Genomic DNA, 19,304 nt, shown 5'->3' on the forward strand with positions numbered 1-19,304 from the left:
GGCCCGGCGTCAGGCTGCGCGACACCTCGGTGCCGACAGCGCGTTCCTTGACCGAATTGACGAAGTCCTTGACCACCGGCAGGGCGACGTCGGCTTCGAGCAACGCCATGCGCACTTCGCGCAGGGTGTCTTTGATATTGTCTTCAGTCAGCTTCGCCTTGCCGGTGACATGGCGCAGCGTCTGCGAGAGACGGTCGGTTAAGTTTTCAAACATTGCGCGATCCTTTCAGGCCCTGTGTAGACCGGGATAATGGCGGCCCAGACCGGATTCAACATGTGCTCGGCGAGCCTGCGGCGTGGGCAGGTCGCGGATTATAGCGAAGACTGCGTCGGGCGGACACCTCGCACTTTCGTGGTGTGGCGGTTCTATGCCAAACTCAGCGCCTTTCGGGCCTGCCTAACAGGATTTATGCTCCCCTTGTCACCCAGTTTGCTGACTACTATCGCCGCCGCTCTTCTTTATGCCGCTGCGACCCTTTATCAGGGCACCCGCCTGGCCTCCGGCGCCAAGGCGAACAAGCGCCTGCTGGTTACGCTCGGCATCCTCGCCGTGCTCGCCCACAGCGCCAGCCTGCTCACGCACCTGCTGACGCCGATCGGCCTGGGCCTGGACTTCTTCAGCGCCGCCAGCCTGATCGCCGCGGCCGTCATCGCCCTGACGCTGCTGGCCTGCTCGCGGATCCCGGTGGAAAACCTTTTGGTGCTGCTGTTCCCGCTCGGCGCGGCGACGGTATTGCTGGCGCAGTTTGCGCCGGCCGGCACGGTGCAGATCATCGACGAAGAGCCGGGCATCCTCGCCCACATCCTGCTGTCGATCCTCGCCTACGGCATGTTCACCATCGCCGTGTTCCAGGCCTTGCTGCTGCTGGTGCAGGATCACCAGCTCAAGCACAAGCACCCGTCGGGCCTGATCAAGAACTTCCCGCCGCTGCAAACCATGGAAAGCCTGCTGTTCGGTTTTCTCTGGGCTGGCTGGACGCTGCTGTCGCTGTCGCTGATCTCCGGCTGGCTGTTCGTCGAGAACCTGTTCGCCCAGCATCTGGTACACAAGACCTTGCTGGCGTGCCTGGCCTGGATCGTGTTCAGCGTGTTGCTGTGGGGCCGTAATCGCCTCGGCTGGCGCGGCCACAAGGCGATCCGCTGGACCCTCGCCGGTTTCTGCCTGCTGATGTTGGCGTATTTCGGCAGCAAACTGGTTCGTGAATACATTCTGCACATCTGACGGGCGGCATAAATGGACGGTTTGCCCATAGGGCCGATGCTCGCGGTATTTGTCCTGCTGATTTTATGGTCGGGGCTGTTTACCGCCGTCGAAATCGCGCAACAGCACCTGCTTGCGCAACGCACCGCCTCGCGTGCCAGCGACAAGCCGCTGGCGAAGCTGAGCTTCCCGCTCGACAGCCTGATCCTGTGCAACACGCTGTGCCGCGCCCTCGCGGTGGTCATCGCTACACTGCTGGCGATCTTTCTTTGCGAAGAAAACGGCCCATGGGCCGCCTGCCTTGGTGCCGGCGCCGTGTTGCTGGTGTTTGCCGATTACTTTCCGCGCAGCGTGGCCCAGCGCTATCCGGATGCTGTTCTGTCATTCGGCAATACCCTGCTGGCCGTGCCGCTGAAAATTCTTTACCCGCTGGCCTGGCTGCTGAGCCGCATCAGCGGCCTGCTGCTGCGCCCGTTCGTGCGCAAACCGCAAGTGGTGCAGCAAAGCGAAGACGAAGAACCGGCCGACCCTAATGACGACCCGGAACACCCGTCCCGCAACCACCCGGTGTCCGGGATTCACGCGCTGGACAACATCACGGTCAACGACATTCTGGTGCCGCGCAGCGATGTCGACGGCATCAACCTCGACGACTCGATCGAAGAGATCATCGAACAACTGCGCCAGAACAAGCGCACGCGCCTGCCGGTGTTCCACAGCGACATCAATCAGGTCGAAGCGGTGCTCAACACCCGGCAGATCCGCCATCTGCTCAACGATGGCCAGTTGACCCGCGAAGCGCTGCTGGCGGCCAGCTACGAGCCGTACTTCGTCCCGGAAAGTACGCCGCTGCAACTGCAATTGCTGAACTTCCACAAGCAGCAACGCCGCCTGGGCATGGTGGTGGACGAGTACGGCGAAGTGCTGGGCATCGTCACGCTGGAAGACATTCTCGAAGAGATCGTCGGCGAATTCGAAAGCGAGCACAGCCTCGACAACCCGCACATCCACCCACAGGCCGACGGGCGCATGGTGATCGACGGCACCGCGTCGATCCGCGAGCTGAACAAATGCCTCGGCTGGCATTTGCCGAGCGACGGGCCGAAAACCCTTAACGGCCTGGTGACCGAAGCGCTGGAGACCATTCCGGACAGCGCGGTGTGCTTGAAGATCGGACGCTACCGGCTGGAGATTCTCGAGACCGAGGACAACCGGGTGAGCAAGGTGTTGATCTGGCATACGAGCTCGGCGCCGGCCAAGGTTTAAGTGCTGTTGTGGCGAGGGAGCTTGCTCCCGCTGGGTTGCGGAGCAGCCCTGGCTTTTGATTTACCCACAGATTCATGCGGCCGCTTCGCGCCCGAGCGGGAGCAAGCTCCCTCGCCACAGAAAGCCCGACAGCAGCGATCTTTGCTCTTGTTCATTCGTTAGCCCCCTTCCTATAATCGAACCGCTTACCCAAGCGCCGCCGAGCCCTGTGCTTACCCCGCACTAAAGCGGTTTCGGCCATTTTCCGCACGACCCCGACGACTGTTCCTACTCGAAACAGCGCTCGCGTCTCATCCCACATCCCTGGGTGCTCGACCATAATAATTCGCTCCAACGGAGCTCATGACTGTCAGGGATCACCGCATGACGACCAGTACCGCTTACAGCGCCACCGCGCCTGCCCAGCCGACCAACTCCGCCACCCGCGTGGCGACCGCGAGCTTCATCGGCACCGCCATCGAGTTCTACGACTTCTATGTCTACGCCACCGCCGCCGCGCTGGTGATCGGGCCGGTGTTCTTTCCGCAAACCTCCGGTACCGCGCAGATGCTTTCGGCGTTTCTCACTTTCGGCATCGCCTTCCTCGCCCGGCCCCTGGGTTCGGCGCTGTTCGGCCATTTCGGTGACCGCATCGGGCGCAAATCGACACTGGTCGCCTCGCTGTTGCTGATGGGCGTGTGCACCACGCTGATCGGCGTGCTGCCGGGTTACGCCAGCATTGGCGCCTGGGCACCGATTCTGCTGTGCGTGCTGCGTTTCGGTCAGGGGTTGGGGCTTGGCGGCGAATGGGGTGGCGCGGCGTTGCTGGCCACGGAGAATGCGCCCAAAGGCAAACGGGCGTGGTTCGGCATGTTTCCGCAGCTTGGCCCGTCGATCGGTTTTCTCGCGGCCAACGGGCTGTTCCTGACCCTGGCCATGACCCTCGATGACGAACAGTTCCGCAGCTGGGGCTGGCGGATTCCGTTTCTGCTCAGCGCGGTGCTGGTGATGGTTGGCCTGTATGTGCGCCTGAAACTCCACGAAACCCCGGTGTTCGCCAACGCGATTGCCCGTCAGGAACGAGTGAAAGTGCCGCTGGTCGAGCTGTTCAGTCAGTACTGGGCACCCACCCTGCTCGGCGCGGCGGCGATGGTCGTGTGCTATGCGCTGTTTTACATCTCGACGGTGTTTTCCCTGAGCTACGGCGTGTCCACACTGGGTTACAGCCGTGAGACGTTCCTAGGACTGCTGTGTTTTGCCGTGCTGTTCATGGCCGCGGCAACGCCGTTGTCCGCCTGGGCCAGCGACCGTTACGGGCGCAAACCGGTGCTGATCGTAGGTGGTGTGCTGGCGATCCTGTCCGGATTCCTGATGGAGCCGCTGCTGACGCAAGGTTCGACCTGGGGCGTGGCGCTGTTCCTGTGCATCGAGCTGTTCTTGATGGGCGTGACGTTTGCCCCGATGGGCGCGCTGCTGCCGGAACTGTTTCCGACACACGTGCGCTATACCGGCGCATCGGCGGCCTACAACCTCGGCGGCATCGTTGGCGCCTCGGCGGCTCCGTTCTTCGCGCAGAAACTGGTGGCGATGGGGGGGTTGAGCTATGTCGGCGGGTATGTGTCGGCGGCAGCGGTGCTCAGCCTGATGGCTGTGCTGTGCCTGAAGGAAACGCGCAATAACGATCTGAATCAGGTTGCCTGACAGAAGATCAAAAGCTTCGCGAGCAAGCCCGCTCCCACAATTGGTTTTGTGTACACCACAGATCCAATGTGGGAGCGGGCTTGCTCGCGAATGCCGCGCCTCGGTTTACAGCTCTACAACAACAGCCTGAGACGCACGGGTCGCCTTGGCACGCGCAGCTTCGATCGACTCATCCCGCGCCAACGCCACGCCCATCCGGCGCTGACCATTGACTTCTGGCTTGCCGAACAGACGCAACGCCGTATCCGGTTCACTCAACGCCGCGCCAAGGTTGGCGAACGCAGTCTGGGTCGACTGCCCTTCCACCAGAATCACCGCCGACGCCGATGGGCCGAACTGACGGATCAGCGGCACCGGCAGACCGAGAATGGCCCGTGCGTGCAGGGCAAACTGCGACAGGTCCTGGGAAATCAGGGTCACCAGACCGGTGTCATGCGGGCGCGGCGAGACTTCGCTGAACCATACCTGATCACCCTTGATGAACAGTTCGACGCCGAACAGCCCGCGACCACCCAGGGCCTCGGTCACGGCTTTGGCCACGCGCTCGGACTCAGCCAGAGCAATCGGGCTCATGGCCTGCGGCTGCCAGGACTCCTGATAGTCGCCCTTCTCCTGACGGTGACCGACCGGTGCACAGAACGTGGTGCCGCCAATGTGGCGCACGGTCAGCAAAGTGATTTCGTAGTCGAAATCGATGAAACCTTCGATGATCACTCGACCTTTGCCGGCGCGACCGCCCTCTTGTGCGTAATCCCAGGCTTTCTGCACGTCATCGGCGGTGCGCAGCAGGCTCTGGCCTTTGCCCGACGAGCTCATGACCGGCTTGACCACGCACGGGAAACCCAGGTCCTGCACGGCTTTGCTGTAGTCCTCGAAGGTGTCGGCAAAGTGGTACGGCGAGGTCGGCAGGTCCAGCTCTTCAGCGGCCAGACGACGGATGCCTTCGCGGTTCATGGTCAATTGCGCGGCGCGGGCGGTCGGAATCACGGTGAAGCCTTCGGCTTCCAGCTCGACCAGCGTGGCGGTGGCGATGGCTTCGATTTCCGGCACGATGAAGTGCGGCTTCTCGGCTTCGATGACGGCACGCAGCGCGGCGCCGTCGAGCATGTTGATCACGTGGCTGCGGTGCGCCACCTGCATGGCCGGCGCGTTGGCGTAACGGTCGACGGCAATCACTTCAACGCCCAGGCGTTGCAGCTCGATCACCACTTCCTTGCCCAACTCACCACAGCCACACAGCAATACGCGGGTCGCGGTCGGCGACAATGGAGTTCCGATACGGGTCATCTCAGGTCCTCAAAGAAGCGGATCATCGAGGAAAGCAACGCCAGACGCGCTTTCCATGGGGAGAAAGCGCGGCATTTTACATGAACCGCAGGGTTTGGCTCAGCTGGCGACAGCCTGTTTGCGCTCGCGCCAGGCCATGATCAGCCAAACGGCAGTGACGCCAGCGAACTTCGAGGCCAGCGCGGTGATGATCACCGGTGGCGTCATCAGGTCGATCATGCCGAAGAAGATGAAGGTATCGAGCGGAATGCTCAGCGCCGAGCTGATCCACAGGCGGTCACGCAACGGCCGTTTGGTGACGCTGAACACCAGCCAGTCGATGCACTCGGAGATCGCAAACGCGGTGGCGCTGGCCAGGGCGATGGAAGGATCGGAGGTCACGTAGGACAGCACCAGCGCCGCCAGCATCGCCACGATGGCACCGTGGCCGAAGCGGGTTTGCACCATGTCGCGCAACACAAACACCAATCCGCCCCAGGCCGACCAGATGATGTCCAAGTGTGGCGCGGTGGAGAAAGCGAAGTTGATCAGCACGACGCTGCTGATGTAGGCGATGAGGAAAATCATGGCGGTGACCTGGGAAATTGGCGCACAGGTTACTTCAGGCTTGGAGTCGGGCCAATAAGAAGTGGCGACTGTTCTGGCCTCTTCGCGAGCAAGCCCGCTCCCACAGGGGAATGCATTTCAAATGTGGGAGCGGGCTTGCTCGCGAAGGCGGGCTGTCAGGCGCCTGATTTTCCGGGAATCATCCACACCAATCCGCTCGCCTTCGCCCGCTCATGACACAAGCCGAGCACCACCCGCCGCTCGTCGTTGGTCATCCGGCCCCAGCGCGTGATCTCCGCGACCGTGCGCTGGCAGCCGGTGCAGATATCGTCGTCATCCAGTGCGCAGATATTCACGCACGGCGAGGCGACCGGTCTTTCAGGCGTGCTCATTCTTCTTGCTCAACCAGATCACGCGCGTAACGCTGCGAGTTATGCACATAGTGCGCGGCGCTGGCTTCGAGCATTTTCTTCTGCGGCTCGGTGAGTTCACGCACGACCTTCCCCGGCGAGCCCATCACCAGCGAACCATCGGGGATTTCCTTGCCTTCGCCAATCAGCGAATTGGCGCCGATAATGCAGTTCTTGCCGATTTTCGCGCCGTTGAGGATCACCGCGTTGATGCCGATCAGGCTGTAATCACCGACGGTGCAGCCATGCAGCATGGCGTTGTGACCGATGGTCACGCCGGTGCCGATGGTCAGCGGATAGCCCATGTCGGTGTGCATCACGGTGCCGTCCTGGACGTTGCTGTTCTTGCCGATCAGGATCAGTTCGTTGTCACCGCGCAGTACGGCGTTGAACCAGACGTTGGCGCCCTCTTCCAGCTTGACCTTGCCCACCAGCACGGCATTGGGTGCAACCCAGCTCTGTGGATGGGTGTCGACGCGGGCGTCGCCCAGGCGGTATTTCATCTTGTTTTCCTCAGGGCTCACGAACGGGCCATTCGAGCGATGGCTTCAGGTATTGATAAAACTTTTCGGCGGGTGGTGCAGGCTGATCTGCTCGTCATAGAGCAGATTGATCAGTTCGACGATCATGATAGCGGTCAAACCCCAGATCTTGAATTCGCCGTAGCGATAACTCGGCACGTACCAACTGCGCCCCTGGTAATCGATACGGTGCGTGTGTTCGCGCGGGTCTTTGCGGAAGAATTCCAGCGGCACGTTGAATACCGCTGCGATCTCGGCATCGTTGGCCTGGTATTCGACGAAGTCCGGGATCACCCCGACATACGGCGTGACCTTGATCCCATGCAGGGAGATCAGCGGGCTGAGCGGGCCGATGACCTCGACCAGCCCCGGTGGCAGACCGATTTCTTCCTCGGCTTCGCGCAGGGCGGTGAAGATCAGGTCGGGGTCTTCCGGATCGCGGCGTCCGCCGGGGAAGGCCACTTCGCCGCCATGGGTCGAGAGACCGCTGGCGCGCAGGGTCAGCACCAGCTCTGGCTCGTCACTGCGGGTGATCGGCACCAGAACAGCGGCCTCGGGGAAACGTTTATCGGTCTCCAGCGTGCGCGGTGTGTGGTTGCTTACCCTATGCAGTAGCTCGTCCAGCATGAGTGTTCTCGATCTGTGCCTTACCCTGCATCATGCACCAATCATTGCAGCCGCCCAAGCCCCTCGCCGGGCCATGTCGCGAAACGACAACTTGCCGACCGGCACCGCTGCACGCCAAGATAGGCGCAGCATTCAGGAACCCCAGCATGAAATTTTGCAGCCAGTGCGGCAACCCGGTGACCCAGCGCATTCCCGAAGGCGATTCGCGGCTGCGATTTGTCTGTGACAGCTGTCAGACCATTCACTACCAAAACCCCAATATCGTTGCCGGTTGCGTCGCGACCTGGGGCAGCAAAGTGCTGCTCTGCCGCCGCGCCATTGAGCCACGCCTCGGTTACTGGACGCTGCCTGCCGGTTTCATGGAAAACGGCGAGACCATCGAGCAGGCCGCGACCCGCGAAACCGCTGAGGAAGCCTGCGCCCGGGTGCGCAACCTGAGCATCTATACACTGATCGATGTGCCGCATATCAGCCAGGTGCACGTGTTCTTCCGTGCCGAACTGGCCGATCTGGACTTTGCCGCCGGCCCCGAAAGCCTTGAAGTGCAACTATTCGACGAAGCCGACATTCCGTGGGACGAGCTGGCTTTCCGCACGGTGGGGCGTACCTTAGAATGCTTCTTCGCTGATCGGCGGGTCGAGGTGTACCCGGTTCGTACGGAATCGATTCCGCCGTTGGTCCAGCCGGTCATTACCTGATCGGGCGATGACAGCGGCTAGAAGATCAAAAGATCGCAGCCTGCGGCAGCTCCTACACTTAACATTGCGTCACTCTTGGGGAATCGTTTCAATGCGCTGGTTGCTTGCCCTGTTCTGCCTGTCGTTCGTCACGGTCTCGCAAGCGTCATTCGTGACCACCGTGACGCCATCGAATAGCCCCCGTATCGACAAAATACTGGTGTTCAAATCGGCGCATCAATTGCAATTGATCTCCGACGGCAAGCCACTCAAAACCTATCGCATCTCTTTGGGCAAGGGCGCGAAGAAAGGTCCGAAATTGATTGAGGGCGACAAACGCACCCCGGAAGGTCTGTACTGGATCGACTGGCGCAAGGTCAGCGAGAAATTCAATCTGGCGATGCACATTTCCTACCCGAACATCAGCGATTCGGCCCGCGCCCGCCGCGAAGGCGTCGAGCCTGGTGGAATGATCATGATCCACGGCACGCCCGACACCGAGGACACCCCCGAAGACCTGTTCCACACCCTGGACTGGACCGACGGCTGCATCGCCATGCGCAACATGGACATGCGTGAAGTCTGGGGTCTGGTGCCGGACGGGACGATGATCGAGATCCGTCCTTAACGCCCCACCACTGGTCACCTGCAAAAAAATAAATCAAAAGATCGCAGCCTGCGGCAGCTCCTACAGGGTTGATACCACTTCCCACTGTAGGCGCTGCCGCAGGCTGCGATCTTTTGTTTTTTACAGCCCACCCCTAATACCACTTCAAACCACAACCCCCGAAACCCGCCATTTCATTGGGCCACAGCCCGATTCGACGCGTTGACATGGTATTCAAGTGGTATTAATTTCCGCCCCACAAGCGAGCAACAACAATCCTATACTCGCGTCGGAAATGACCTACATGAACGACCTCCAGGCCCTACGCCCAGACGACTCCCAGCCGACGCCGCTGTACCTGCAACTGGCGCGCAATCTGGAATCGGCGATCCATTCCGGGCAATGGAAATCCGAACAGGCGATGCCGTCCGAACGCAATCTCAGCGAACAACTCGGTATCTCCCGGGTCACCGCCCGCAAGGCGCTGGAAGTGCTGCTCGATCAAGGCCTGATCCGCCGCCTGCAAGGTTCCGGCACCTTCATCACCCCACGCCTGGAACAACCGCTGTCGCGTCTCTCGGGCTTCAGCGAAATGCTCCGCCTCAAGGGTTTCGTGCCCAGCTCGCAGTGGCTGGAGCGCGAAATCACCCTGCCGACTCACGAAGAACTGATCCGCCTGAGCCTGTCGCCGAACGACAAGGTGGCGCGCATGAAACGCCTGCGCAAAGCCGACGACACCGTGATGGCCATCGAGATGAGCACCCTGCCCGCCTCGATCATGCCCAAGCCGCAATTGGTCGGCGATTCGCTCTACGAATACCTCGACGGCATCGGCAAACCGATCGTCCGCGCCCTGCAGCACATTCAGGCGATCAACGCCTCGGACGAGTTCGCCGCACTGGTCGGCATCGCCCCCGGCACCGCCATGCTGCTGATGACCCGCGTCGGCTACCTGGAAGACAACACGCCGATCGAAGTCACCGACACCTATTGCCGCAACGACTACTACGACTTTGTTGCAGAGCTGCGTCGTTAAACCGGCGAAGCCGTCAAACAGCGAGAACCGACATGTCCGAAGACAACATCCTCACCGCTCACGGCTGGGTTCGCGGCCGGCTGATCCACGCACACGGCAAAGTCGTGTCGATCGAAGGCGTGCCCTGCGACCCGGCCGATAATGACCTGCCGTATCTGCTGCCGGGTTTCATCGACCTGCACGTCCACGGCGGTGGCGGCAAGGACATCATGGAAGGCGCCAGCGCCTTCGAAACCATCACCCGCACCCACGTGCGTTTCGGCACCACTTCGCTGCTGGCCACCACCATGACCGCGCCGAGTGCCGAGATCTCCAGCGTGCTGAAAGAGGTCGGCGAGTTCTGCGAACAGCGTCCGCAAGGCGCCGCCCGGGTACTCGGTGTGCATCTCGAAGGCCCGTACATCAACCCCGGCAAACTCGGCGCGCAACCGAACTTCGCCCACACCGCGTTGATGGCCGAAGTCGAGGAATACCTGGCGCTGGCGCCGATCCGGGTGATCACCATCGCCCCGGAAATCGCCGGCCACGACGGGTTGATCCGCGAACTCAGCAGCCGCGGCATTCGCATGCAGATCGGCCACACCCTCGGCAGTTACGAGGAAGGCGTCGCCGCTCTGGAGGCTGGCGCGACCAGTTTCACTCACTTGTACAACGCCATGAGCCCGCTGCATCACCGCGAGCCGGGGATCGTCGGTGCCGCGTTGGCTCACGCCAAATTCGCCGAGCTGATCCCGGATCTGCTGCACGTGCACCCCGGCGCGATCCGCGTGGCCCTGCGTTCGATCCCGTGCCTGTACTGCGTCACCGATTCGACCGCGGCCGCCGGCATGCCCGACGGTGAATACAAGCTCGGCAGCCACACCGTGACCAAATGTCTGGGCGGCGTGCGCCTGCCCGACGGCACGTTGGCCGGCAGCACCCTGACCATGGATCAAGCCCTGCGCAATCTGGTGAAGATCGGCTTGCCGATCGCCGAGGCCTCGCAGCGCCTGTCGCAATTTCCCGCCGACTACCTCGGCATCACCGAACGCGGGCGCCTGCAACCGGGGGCCTGGGCCGACTGCGTGCGGCTGGATCGCTCACTCACACTGACCGCCGTCATGGTCGAAGGAGAAGACATTGACTTCAAAAATGCTTGAGGAGGCGCTCTCCTCGTTCGAGGCCGTGCAAGCCCAACTGCAACAGCTCGACCCACAGATGATCGAGATCGCCGGACGCCTGCGCCGGCAGCCACCGCAAGTGGCGATGACCGTTGCGCGCGGCAGCTCCGACCACGCGGCGAGCTACTTCGCCTACCTGACCATGCAGCAACTGGGGGTGCCGGTGGCGTCGCTGCCGATGTCGGTGGTGACCATGCAGCAGGCGCCGTTGAAGGTCAGCGGTCAGGTCGCGTTCGCATTCTCGCAATCGGGGCAAAGCCCGGATCTGGTCAACAGCCTGCGCCTGTTGCGCAAGCGTGGCGCCCTCAGTGTGTCGATGGTCAACGCCAGCGACTCACCGTTGGAAGCAGCGTGTGAATTCAGCCTGCCGTTGCTCGCCGGCACCGAAAGCAGCGTCGCCGCGACCAAGAGTTTTATCGCCACCCTCAGCGCCAGTGCGCGGCTGATCGCGCACTGGAAAGAAGACAGCGAACTGCTGCAAGCGCACAACGCCCTGCCCGAAGGCCTGCGCGACGCGGCGCAACAAGACTGGAGCGCGGCCATCGACGCGTTGCGCGACTGTGAACGCCTGATGGTCATCGGCCGTGGTGCCGGTTTCGCCATCGCTCAGGAAGCCGCACTGAAATTCAAGGAAACCTCGGCGATCCAGGCCGAAGCCTTCAGCAGCGCCGAAGTCCGTCACGGCCCGATGGCGCTGATCGACGAGCACTACCCGCTGCTGGTGTTTGCCCCACGCGGGGCCGAGCAGGCCGGTCTGATCAGCCTCGCGGCAGAGATGCGTCAACGCGGCGCCCGCGTGCTGCTGGCCGCGCCGGACGACATTCTCGAACGCGACCTGACCCTGAGCCGCGCCGAACACCCGGCCCTCGATCCGATTCTGGCGATCCAGAGCTTCTACGTGATGGCCGCCGGCCTGGCCGTGGCCCGAGGCATGGACCCGGACCAGCCGCGCCACCTGAGCAAAGTGACCCGTACACACTGACACCTGTTGATTGATGCACAAACCTGTCGACGGATGCGAAAACCGTTGATTGATGCACAACCCCTGTAGGAGCTGCCGCAGGCTGCGATCTTTTGATTTTGACGTTCAAAAAAACAGGATCAAAAGATCGCAGCCTTCGGCAGCTCCTACAGGGGAAAGCGAAATTACTGATGAGACCGAGCCAATGCACAACAACAATAAAGAGCTGACCCTCAGCGCCCCGCTCAGCGGCCCGGTGCTCACGCTCGCCAAAGTCCCGGACGCGGTGTTCGCCAGCGGCGCGATGGGCGACGGGATTGCCATCGACCCGCTGAACGACACCCTGTATTCGCCCTGCGCCGGGGTGATCATCCACGTCGCCCGTACCGGCCACGCGCTGACCGTGCGCGCCGACAACGGTGCGGAAATCCTCCTGCATCTGGGCCTCGACACCGTTGAACTGAACGGAGAAGGCTTCTCGATGCTGGTCAAGGAAGGCACGCGGGTCAGCAACGGCCAACCCTTGTTGCGCTACGACCTGGACAAGGTCGGCCAGCAGTGCAAAAGCCTGGTCAGCCTGTTGATCCTGACCAACAGCCAGGACTTCCAGGTGCGCCCGATCACGCTCAAACCGGTAAAGGTCGGCGATCCGTTGCTGCACATCGTTGCGCGCAACAGCTCGGTGGCAAATGCTGAAACGCTGGACGGACCCGAGGTTCACGGTCAGGTGCTGGTGGCGCATCGCGGCGGCCTGCATGCACGCCCGGCCGCACTGATTCGGCAGACCGCGCAAAGCTTCAAGAGCCAGTCGCAGCTTCACTTCGCTGGTAAGTCGGCGCCGTGCAACAGCCTGATCGGGCTGATGGGACTGGCGGTTGGCGAGCAGGATGAAGTGCAAGTCAGCTGTCAGGGGCCGGACGCCGAAGCCGCGCTGCAAGCCTTGCTCAACGCCTTGGCGACCGCCCTGCCCGACGACCATCACCCCGCTGCACCGGTCAGCACCGCACCGCGCAAGCGCCCGGCCGAGGCTGGCGTGCTGCAAGGTGTGTGCGCCGCACCGGGACTGGTCGGCGGGCCGCTGTTTCGCCTGCACGCGATCAACCTGCCGGCGGATGCGGGCAAGCATGATCCGCTGGCGCAACAGCAAGTGCTTGAGTCGGCGCTGAATCAGGTTCGCGGCGAAATCAACGCCACCCTCGCCCAAGCGAAAAAGCACCAGAGCACCGACGAAGAGGCGATCTTCGCCGCGCATCTGGCACTGCTCGAAGACCCGGCCCTGCTCGACGCTGCGCAGCATTCGATCAACCAAGGCACGGCGGCGACTCACGCCTGGAGCCAGTCGATCGACGTGCAGTGCGAAGTCCTGCAACACACCGGCAGCGCACTGTTGGCCGAACGCGCCAACGACCTGCGCGATCTCAAGCAACGGGTGCTGCGCGCCCTGCTCGGCGAAGCCTGGCATTACGACGTGCCGGCCGGTGCCATCGTCGCTGCGCATGAACTGACGCCGTCGGATCTGCTGCAACTCAGCGCGCAAGGTGTCGCCGGGTTGTGCATGGCCGAGGGTGGCGCGACGTCGCACGTGGCGATTCTGGCGCGTGGCAAAGGCCTGCCGTGCCTGGTGGCGTTGGGCGCCGCTTTGCTCGATCAGCCACAAGGTCAGGCGGTGGTGCTGGATGCCGATGGTGGACGCCTCGAACTGACGCCGAACACCGAGCGTCTGGCCGAAGTCCAGCAAGCGCAAATCGAGCGCCAGCAACGCCGCGATGCGCAACAAGCCAAAGCCCATCTGCCCGCCGAAACCTGCAATGGCGTGACCATCGAAGTGGTCGCCAATGTTGCGTCCAGTCATGAAGCGGCGGACGCCTTTGCCAACGGCGCCGATGGCGTCGGCCTGCTGCGCACCGAGTTTCTGTTCGTCGACCGGCAAACCGCGCCGGACGTCGAAGAGCAGCGCGCCGCCTATCAAGCCGTGCTCGATGCCATGGGCGAGCACTCGGTGATCATCCGCACCATCGACGTCGGCGGCGACAAGCAACTCGACTATCTGCCACTGCCCGCCGAAGCCAACCCGGTCTTGGGCTTGCGTGGCATTCGTCTGGCTCAGGCCCGCCCGGAAATCCTCGATCAGCAACTGCGCGCATTGCTGCAAGTCAGCCCGCTGCGCCGTTGCCGGATCCTGTTGCCGATGGTCACCGAAGTCGACGAACTGCTGCACATCCGCCAACGGGTCGATGCGCTGTGCCTGGAACTGAACATCAGCCAGCGCCCGGAAATCGGCGTGATGATCGAAGTCCCCGCCGCTGCGTTGCAGGCCGAACAACTGGCCGAGCATGCCGACTTCCTGTCGATCGGCACCAACGATCTGTCGCAATACACCCTGGCCATGGACCGCGACCACGCGGGTTTGGCCGCTCGCGTCGATGCCCTGCACCCGGCGCTGCTGCGGCTGATCGCCATGACCTGCGCAGGCGCGGCGGTGCACAAGCGCTGGGTCGGCGTGTGCGGCGCCCTCGCTTCCGACCCGCTGGCGACGCCGGTGCTGATCGGCCTCGGCGTGACCGAGTTGTCCGTAAGCCCGGTACAGATCGGTGAAATCAAGGATCGCGTGCGCCAGTTGCACGAGGCCGAATGCCAACGCCTCAGCCTCGACCTGCTGAAACTCAACAGTGCCGCTGCGGTTCGTCACGCCTGCCACCAGCATTGGCCTCTGCACTAACAACAAGCTCTCTATAAAGAGCAGGGAGAACCACCATGTACCAACTCTTCATCGAAGGCCTGCAACGCCTCGGCCGTGCGCTGATGCTGCCGATCGCGATCCTGCCGATTGCCGGCCTGCTGCTGCGTCTGGGTGACACTGACCTGCTGAACATCGCGATCATTCACGATGCCGGGCAAGTGATCTTCGCCAACCTGGCCATGATCTTCGCCATCGGCATCGCGGTCGGGTTCGCCAAGGACAACAACGGCACCGCCGGTCTGGCCGGGGTGATCGGTTACCTGGTGATGATCTCCACCCTCAAGGTGCTCGACCCGAGCATCAACATGGGCATGCTCGCCGGGATCGTCAGCGGCCTGATGGCCGGCGCGTTGTACAACCGCTTCAAAGACATCAAGCTGCCGGAGTACCTGGCGTTCTTCGGCGGCCGTCGCTTCGTGCCGATCGTTACCGGCTTCGCCGCCGTCGCGCTGGGCGTGGTGTTCGGCTACATCTGGCCGCCGATCCAGCACGGCATCAACAGCTTCGGCACTTTGATGATGGAAAGCGGCAGCTTCGGCGCCTTCGTCTTCGGCGTGTTCAACCGCCTGCTGATCGTCACCGGCCTGCACCACATCCTCAACAACATGGCGTGGTTCGTGTTCGGCAACTTCACCGACCCGACCACCGGCGCACTGGTGACTGGCGATCTGTCGCGCTACTTCGCTGGCGATCCAAAAGGCGGCCAGTTCATGACCGGCATGTTCCCGATGATGATCTTCGGCCTGCCCGCCGCGTGCCTGGCGATGTACCGCAACGCGCTGCCGGAGCGGCGCAAGGTGATGGGCGGGATTTTCCTGTCGATGGCCCTGACCTCATTTTTGACCGGCGTGACCGAGCCAATCGAATTCGCCTTCATGTTCCTCGCCCCGCTGCTGTATCTGCTGCATGCGCTGCTGACCGGGTTGTCGATGGCGATCACCAATGCGCTGAACATTCATCTGGGTTTCACCTTCTCCGGCGGCTTCATCGACATGGTGCTCGGTTGGGGGCGCTCGACCAATGGCTGGTTGGTGATTCCGGTCGGGCTGGCGTACGCCGTGGTGTATTACGCGGTGTTTGATTTCTGTATTCGTCGCTTCAATCTGAAGACGCCGGGGCGTGAGGACGTGGCGGCCACCGAGAAGTCGGTGCTCACGGAAAACGAACGTGCGGCGGCGTACATCAAGGCCTTGGGCGGTGCGGAGAACCTGCTCACCGTGGGTGCCTGCACTACCCGGTTGCGTCTGGAAATGGTTGATCGCAACAAGGCTTCCGACGCTGAATTGAAGGCGCTGGGTGCGATGGCGGTTGTGCGTCCGGGCAAGGGCGGCAGCTTGCAAGTGGTGGTCGGGCCATTGGCCGACAGCATCGCCGACGAAATCCGCCTCGCCATGCCGGCGCTGGGGCGTGCATTGGTGGCTGCGCCTGCGGTGGTCGTCGAGGAAGCTGTGTTGGTCGCTGCACCCGAAGCTCAACAATGGCTGACGGCACTGGGCGGTAGCGAGAATGTGCTGCAACTGGACTGCATCGCCTTGACCCGTATTCGCCTGCAACTGGCCGATGGTAAAGCGTTGTCCGAGGCTCAGTTGAAAGAGCTGGGTTGCCAGGGTATCAGCCCGCTGGAAGGTGGGGTCTGGCATTTGCTGGTGGGAGATAAGGCGGCGAGCTTGAGTGGGGCGATTGAGGCGTTGGTGAACCGGAGTGAAATCAGCGCCAAGGTCTGAATCGTCGGCGTCTGGGCGGGCCTCTTCGCGAGCAAGCCCGCTCCCACATTGGCCTGTGTACGTCGGGCAAATGTGGGAGCGGGCTTGCTCGCGAAGAACGATAACGCGGTGATCCTGAGAGATCAGGTCTGTGGATCGACCCGGTCCAGCGCGCGGTTTACCGCGAGTTCGGCGAGCATGACGATTTGCTGGATCGCCAGTGCGGTGCTGCGTTGCAGGCCGCTGAGTTCGTTGGCGAAGTTGCTGGCCATGGCACTGGCGCAGGCCAACGATTCGTAGGCGTGGGCTAGCAGGGTTTCGGTATCGACGTTGGGGTGGACGAGGAACATCGTGCTGGGTTGTCGGGGTTTGGCGGGTTGCGGGGTGAAGTAGAAATCGACAGCGCGCTTGATGGCTTCACGGTCTTTGGCCAGGTCTTCGACCCGGATGGCGTCGACGGGTGGTGCTGTGGTTTCGTGGGGTGGATCGGGTATTAGCTTATCCATGTCTCAATTTCCTCTAATAAGTGCGAGAGCCACTTATTCCCGATCTCACTCGAAGAAAAGGTGGCAGCCATGTACGGGGTGAGATCACCGGTATGGATAAACCCGGCAGGACATTCGTCCACCCGCACACAGCCGCCATAGAGAATCGCGTCAGTTTAAGCTGGCAGCGATTATGGAGGGACATGCACAAGTATCCAAATGAATAGCCGGGGATCTCACGCCCGGTCGCTGAATTGGCAGCGACAAGCAAAGCCTAGAGACCGGGCGTCCGAGGGACAACCTGAAAACCTTGTGGGAAGGTTCTGGTAATTCCCCACACTTTTAAACACAAAACATCCCGTGTAGGAGCTGCGGAAGGCTCGGGCCGCGTTCGGACGATCTTTTGATCTGCCCTTTGACTGTAAAAAACCAAAGTCAAAAGATCGCAGCCTTCGGCAGCTCCTACAGGTGAGTACTGCACCAGATAGAAATTGGTCGGCTGTCAGGCCGCCATCGCTGGCGAGCCAGGCTCCCACAGGGGTTGAGTACATCTGCAATGGATCAGTGAGCTATCAGGACGCCTTCGCGAGCAAGCCCGCTCCCACAGTTTGAACCCGGTGTATTCAGGTAGAGATTGGTCGGCTGTCAGGCCGCCATCGCTGGCAAGCCAGCTCGCATATTTTTAACTTGTGAACACCGCCATGCGGCGAAGCCGCCCCACTCCAGGATGAGCGCAAGCTCGGCTGTCGCTCTTGATCTTGATCTTGATCCACGGGCGACGTCGGAAGGCTGAGTGGAGGGATTGATACGGGGGTGGGAGCGCAGCGACCGTTTGGCGCAGCCAAACACAGCGAGAGGAGGTGCAGCGAAGCAAACCGGAGGCGCTGCGCCCGGATCAATCCCGGAGCGAAGGGACCCCGAGCCTCAGCGAGCGGGCCGAACGCAGGAGCAAGCGTTTTTTTGCTTACTTTTTTTAGGCGTTTGTAAAAAAAGTGAGTCGCCGTAAGGGCGAAACCGCCAGCCACCGCACCCGAAGAAACGGATATTCACACAGTAAGCCAGAACATGGTCGCCTGTCAGGGCGTCATCGCGAGCAGGCTCACTCCTACAGAAAAGCAAATCGCAGCCAACAAAAAACCCGCAGACAATCACTCATCTGCGGGTTTCCCGTTCCAGCGGCAGAAAGATCAGAAATCCTCCAACCGCCACACCTCATAAGCCGGCGTCTCGTAAGGGTGGCTCAACTTGAGAGCAGCCACCACATCACGAATCAACGCGTCACAAACCACAAGCTCAACCTTCCACTCCTCGACCCGCTCAACCTGCCCCGCCTCGCCAATAAACGGCTGACTGCCGTCCAAAGGCCGAAAATGACCAGACCCAAGCACCTGCCAAGCACAGTGGTCATAGTCCCCGATCCGCCCACCACCGGCAGCGAATACAGCGTCCTTGACCACCTCGACATGGCTGTCGGGAACAAAAAACCCGAGCTTGTACACGACGCTTAGTTCACCCAGACGCGAGCATTACGGAACATGCGCATCCAAGGAGCGTCCTCGGTCCAGTCTTCCGAACGCCACGAGTTCTGCACCGCACGGAACACCCGCTCCGGGTGCGGCATCATGATCGTCACGCGACCGTCACGGCTGGTGAGGCCGGTGATCCCGCGCGGCGAACCGTTCGGGTTGGCCGGGTAGGCTTCGGTGACCTTGCCGTGGTTGTCGACAAAACGCATCGCCACGCAACCGGACAGATCGGCTTCCAGCAACGCCTCTTCGCTCTCAAACTCGGCATGACCTTCACCGTGAGCGATAGCGATCGGCATGCGCGAACCGGCCATGCCCTGCAGGAAGATCGAGTTCGATTCCTGGATCTGCACCATCGCCACGCGCGCTTCGAACTGCTCGGAGCGGTTGCGCACGAAGTGCGGCCAGAACTCGCTGCCCGGGATCAGCTCGTGCAGGTTGGACATCATCTGGCAACCGTTGCACACGCCGAGGGTGATGCTGTCGTTACGCTCGAAGAAACCCTGGAACGCATCGCGGGCGCGGCTGTTGAACAGTGCCGACTTGGCCCAGCCTTCACCAGCGCCGAGGACGTCGCCGTAGGAGAAACCACCGCAGGCCACCAGACCTTTGAACTCGTTCAGGTCGACACGGCCGGCCAGAATATCGCTCATGTGCACGTCGATCGCGTTGAAACCGGCGCGGTCGAACGCGGCGGCCATTTCCACCTGACCGTTGACGCCCTGCTCACGCAGCACGGCGACCTGTGGGCGGATGCCTTTCTTGATGTAAGGCGCGGCGATGTCCTGGTTGACGTCGAAGCTCAGCTTGACGCTCAGGCCCGGGTTGTCTTCTACCAGCAGCGCGTCGAACTCTTGCTCGGCGCAGTAGG

The 19,304-nt window shown here is 62.0% G+C and carries 18 protein-coding genes and 1 pseudogene; 10 read left to right on the forward strand and 9 right to left on the reverse strand.

Features of this window, described 5'->3' with window-relative positions; genetic code table 11:
* Positions 1 to 214, reverse strand: a pseudogene (locus ACIOUG_RS24305) (signal recognition particle receptor subunit alpha); the annotation flags it as partial.
* Between the two features lie 195 nt (positions 215 to 409).
* On the opposite strand from ACIOUG_RS24305, the gene ACIOUG_RS24310 reads away from it, so the two are divergent.
* From ACIOUG_RS24310 to ACIOUG_RS24320, 3 genes are all read left to right on the forward strand, one after another.
* The gene (locus ACIOUG_RS24310; protein ID WP_027610969.1) at positions 410 to 1,222 is read left to right on the forward strand and encodes an inner membrane protein YpjD; all 813 of its coding nucleotides are present in this window, start codon (positions 410 to 412) and stop codon (positions 1,220 to 1,222) included.
* A 12-nt stretch (positions 1,223 to 1,234) separates the two neighbouring features.
* Complete coding sequence (locus tag ACIOUG_RS24315; RefSeq protein WP_401069302.1) at positions 1,235 to 2,467, forward strand: transporter associated domain-containing protein; 1,233 nt, start codon at positions 1,235 to 1,237, stop codon at positions 2,465 to 2,467.
* 363 nt (positions 2,468 to 2,830) lie between these two features.
* The gene (locus ACIOUG_RS24320) at positions 2,831 to 4,147 is read left to right on the forward strand and encodes an MFS transporter (protein ID WP_401069304.1); all 1,317 of its coding nucleotides are present in this window, start codon (positions 2,831 to 2,833) and stop codon (positions 4,145 to 4,147) included.
* 105 nt (positions 4,148 to 4,252) lie between these two features.
* On the opposite strand, the gene purT is transcribed toward ACIOUG_RS24320, so the two are convergent.
* The 5 genes from purT to ACIOUG_RS24345 all read right to left on the reverse strand — a co-directional run bounded on the left by purT (position 4,253) and on the right by ACIOUG_RS24345 (position 7,538).
* Entirely contained in the window at positions 4,253 to 5,434 is a 1,182-nt protein-coding gene (purT, locus tag ACIOUG_RS24325; RefSeq protein ID WP_401069306.1) for a formate-dependent phosphoribosylglycinamide formyltransferase, read from the reverse strand.
* A 99-nt stretch (positions 5,435 to 5,533) separates the two neighbouring features.
* Complete coding sequence (locus ACIOUG_RS24330; RefSeq protein ID WP_064586113.1) at positions 5,534 to 6,001, reverse strand: hypothetical protein; 468 nt, start codon at positions 5,999 to 6,001, stop codon at positions 5,534 to 5,536.
* 155 nt (positions 6,002 to 6,156) lie between these two features.
* Complete coding sequence (locus tag ACIOUG_RS24335; protein WP_401069309.1) at positions 6,157 to 6,372, reverse strand: DUF1289 domain-containing protein; 216 nt, start codon at positions 6,370 to 6,372, stop codon at positions 6,157 to 6,159.
* Complete coding sequence (locus ACIOUG_RS24340) at positions 6,369 to 6,893, reverse strand: gamma carbonic anhydrase family protein (RefSeq protein ID WP_003221962.1); 525 nt, start codon at positions 6,891 to 6,893, stop codon at positions 6,369 to 6,371. The genes ACIOUG_RS24335 and ACIOUG_RS24340 overlap by 4 nt, the downstream gene beginning before the upstream one ends.
* Before the next feature lie 45 nt (positions 6,894 to 6,938).
* Entirely contained in the window at positions 6,939 to 7,538 is a 600-nt protein-coding gene (locus tag ACIOUG_RS24345; RefSeq protein ID WP_003221960.1) for a CoA pyrophosphatase, read from the reverse strand.
* A 146-nt stretch (positions 7,539 to 7,684) separates the two neighbouring features.
* Here ACIOUG_RS24345 and ACIOUG_RS24350 point away from each other — a divergent pair, with 146 nt between their 5' ends.
* The 7 genes from ACIOUG_RS24350 (at position 7,685) to nagE (ending at position 16,443) form a co-directional block, all read left to right on the forward strand.
* A complete protein-coding gene (locus ACIOUG_RS24350; protein ID WP_401069312.1) occupies positions 7,685 to 8,236 on the forward strand; it encodes an NUDIX hydrolase in 552 nt (183 codons plus the stop codon).
* Between the two features lie 91 nt (positions 8,237 to 8,327).
* Complete coding sequence (locus tag ACIOUG_RS24355) at positions 8,328 to 8,843, forward strand: murein L,D-transpeptidase family protein (protein WP_401069315.1); 516 nt, start codon at positions 8,328 to 8,330, stop codon at positions 8,841 to 8,843.
* A 283-nt stretch (positions 8,844 to 9,126) separates the two neighbouring features.
* The gene (locus tag ACIOUG_RS24360; RefSeq protein WP_401069318.1) at positions 9,127 to 9,858 is read left to right on the forward strand and encodes a GntR family transcriptional regulator; all 732 of its coding nucleotides are present in this window, start codon (positions 9,127 to 9,129) and stop codon (positions 9,856 to 9,858) included.
* 32 nt (positions 9,859 to 9,890) lie between these two features.
* Positions 9,891 to 10,997 (forward strand): N-acetylglucosamine-6-phosphate deacetylase, encoded by a 1,107-nt coding sequence (gene nagA / locus ACIOUG_RS24365; RefSeq protein WP_401069321.1) that lies wholly within the window; start codon positions 9,891 to 9,893, stop codon positions 10,995 to 10,997.
* A complete protein-coding gene (locus ACIOUG_RS24370; protein ID WP_401069323.1) occupies positions 10,978 to 12,000 on the forward strand; it encodes an SIS domain-containing protein in 1,023 nt (340 codons plus the stop codon). The genes nagA and ACIOUG_RS24370 overlap by 20 nt, the downstream gene beginning before the upstream one ends.
* Positions 12,001 to 12,184: 184 nt before the next feature.
* On the forward strand, positions 12,185 to 14,698 hold the full coding sequence (ptsP, locus tag ACIOUG_RS24375) for a phosphoenolpyruvate--protein phosphotransferase (RefSeq protein ID WP_401069326.1): 2,514 nt from the start codon (positions 12,185 to 12,187) through the stop codon (positions 14,696 to 14,698).
* A 35-nt stretch (positions 14,699 to 14,733) separates the two neighbouring features.
* Entirely contained in the window at positions 14,734 to 16,443 is a 1,710-nt protein-coding gene (gene nagE / locus ACIOUG_RS24380) for an N-acetylglucosamine-specific PTS transporter subunit IIBC (RefSeq protein WP_401069328.1), read from the forward strand.
* A 122-nt stretch (positions 16,444 to 16,565) separates the two neighbouring features.
* Here the strand turns inward: nagE and ACIOUG_RS24385 are convergent, their stop codons facing one another.
* The 3 genes from ACIOUG_RS24385 to ACIOUG_RS24395 form a co-directional block, all read right to left on the reverse strand.
* Positions 16,566 to 16,928, reverse strand: a complete 363-nt coding sequence (locus ACIOUG_RS24385; RefSeq protein WP_401069331.1) for a DUF6124 family protein — start codon at positions 16,926 to 16,928, stop codon at positions 16,566 to 16,568.
* Between the two features lie 1,166 nt (positions 16,929 to 18,094).
* The gene (locus tag ACIOUG_RS24390) at positions 18,095 to 18,406 is read right to left on the reverse strand and encodes an NGG1p interacting factor NIF3 (protein ID WP_401069333.1); all 312 of its coding nucleotides are present in this window, start codon (positions 18,404 to 18,406) and stop codon (positions 18,095 to 18,097) included.
* A gap of 5 nt (positions 18,407 to 18,411) precedes the next feature.
* Positions 18,412 to 19,304, reverse strand: an 893-nt coding sequence (locus tag ACIOUG_RS24395; RefSeq protein WP_401069335.1) for a phosphoribosylformylglycinamidine synthase subunit PurQ, incomplete at its 5' end; no start/stop codon positions are given.

The organism is Pseudomonas sp. NPDC087803, from assembly GCF_044742995.1.
Taxonomy (GTDB): Bacteria; Pseudomonadota; Gammaproteobacteria; order Pseudomonadales; family Pseudomonadaceae; genus Aquipseudomonas.

Coding starts and splice junctions, on each gene's coding strand:
- ACIOUG_RS24310 (WP_027610969.1), top strand. CDS start 410: ATGCTCCCCTTGTCACCCAGTTTGCTGACTACTATCGCCGCCGCTCTT.
- ACIOUG_RS24315 (WP_401069302.1), top strand. CDS start 1,235: ATGGACGGTTTGCCCATAGGGCCGATGCTCGCGGTATTTGTCCTGCTG.
- ACIOUG_RS24320 (WP_401069304.1), top strand. CDS start 2,831: ATGACGACCAGTACCGCTTACAGCGCCACCGCGCCTGCCCAGCCGACC.
- purT (WP_401069306.1), bottom strand. CDS start 5,434: ATGACCCGTATCGGAACTCCATTGTCGCCGACCGCGACCCGCGTATTG.
- ACIOUG_RS24330 (WP_064586113.1), bottom strand. CDS start 6,001: ATGATTTTCCTCATCGCCTACATCAGCAGCGTCGTGCTGATCAACTTC.
- ACIOUG_RS24335 (WP_401069309.1), bottom strand. CDS start 6,372: ATGAGCACGCCTGAAAGACCGGTCGCCTCGCCGTGCGTGAATATCTGC.
- ACIOUG_RS24340 (WP_003221962.1), bottom strand. CDS start 6,893: ATGAAATACCGCCTGGGCGACGCCCGCGTCGACACCCATCCACAGAGC.
- ACIOUG_RS24345 (WP_003221960.1), bottom strand. CDS start 7,538: ATGCTGGACGAGCTACTGCATAGGGTAAGCAACCACACACCGCGCACG.
- ACIOUG_RS24350 (WP_401069312.1), top strand. CDS start 7,685: ATGAAATTTTGCAGCCAGTGCGGCAACCCGGTGACCCAGCGCATTCCC.
- ACIOUG_RS24355 (WP_401069315.1), top strand. CDS start 8,328: ATGCGCTGGTTGCTTGCCCTGTTCTGCCTGTCGTTCGTCACGGTCTCG.
- ACIOUG_RS24360 (WP_401069318.1), top strand. CDS start 9,127: ATGAACGACCTCCAGGCCCTACGCCCAGACGACTCCCAGCCGACGCCG.
- nagA (WP_401069321.1), top strand. CDS start 9,891: ATGTCCGAAGACAACATCCTCACCGCTCACGGCTGGGTTCGCGGCCGG.
- ptsP (WP_401069326.1), top strand. CDS start 12,185: ATGCACAACAACAATAAAGAGCTGACCCTCAGCGCCCCGCTCAGCGGC.
- nagE (WP_401069328.1), top strand. CDS start 14,734: ATGTACCAACTCTTCATCGAAGGCCTGCAACGCCTCGGCCGTGCGCTG.
- ACIOUG_RS24385 (WP_401069331.1), bottom strand. CDS start 16,928: ATGGATAAGCTAATACCCGATCCACCCCACGAAACCACAGCACCACCC.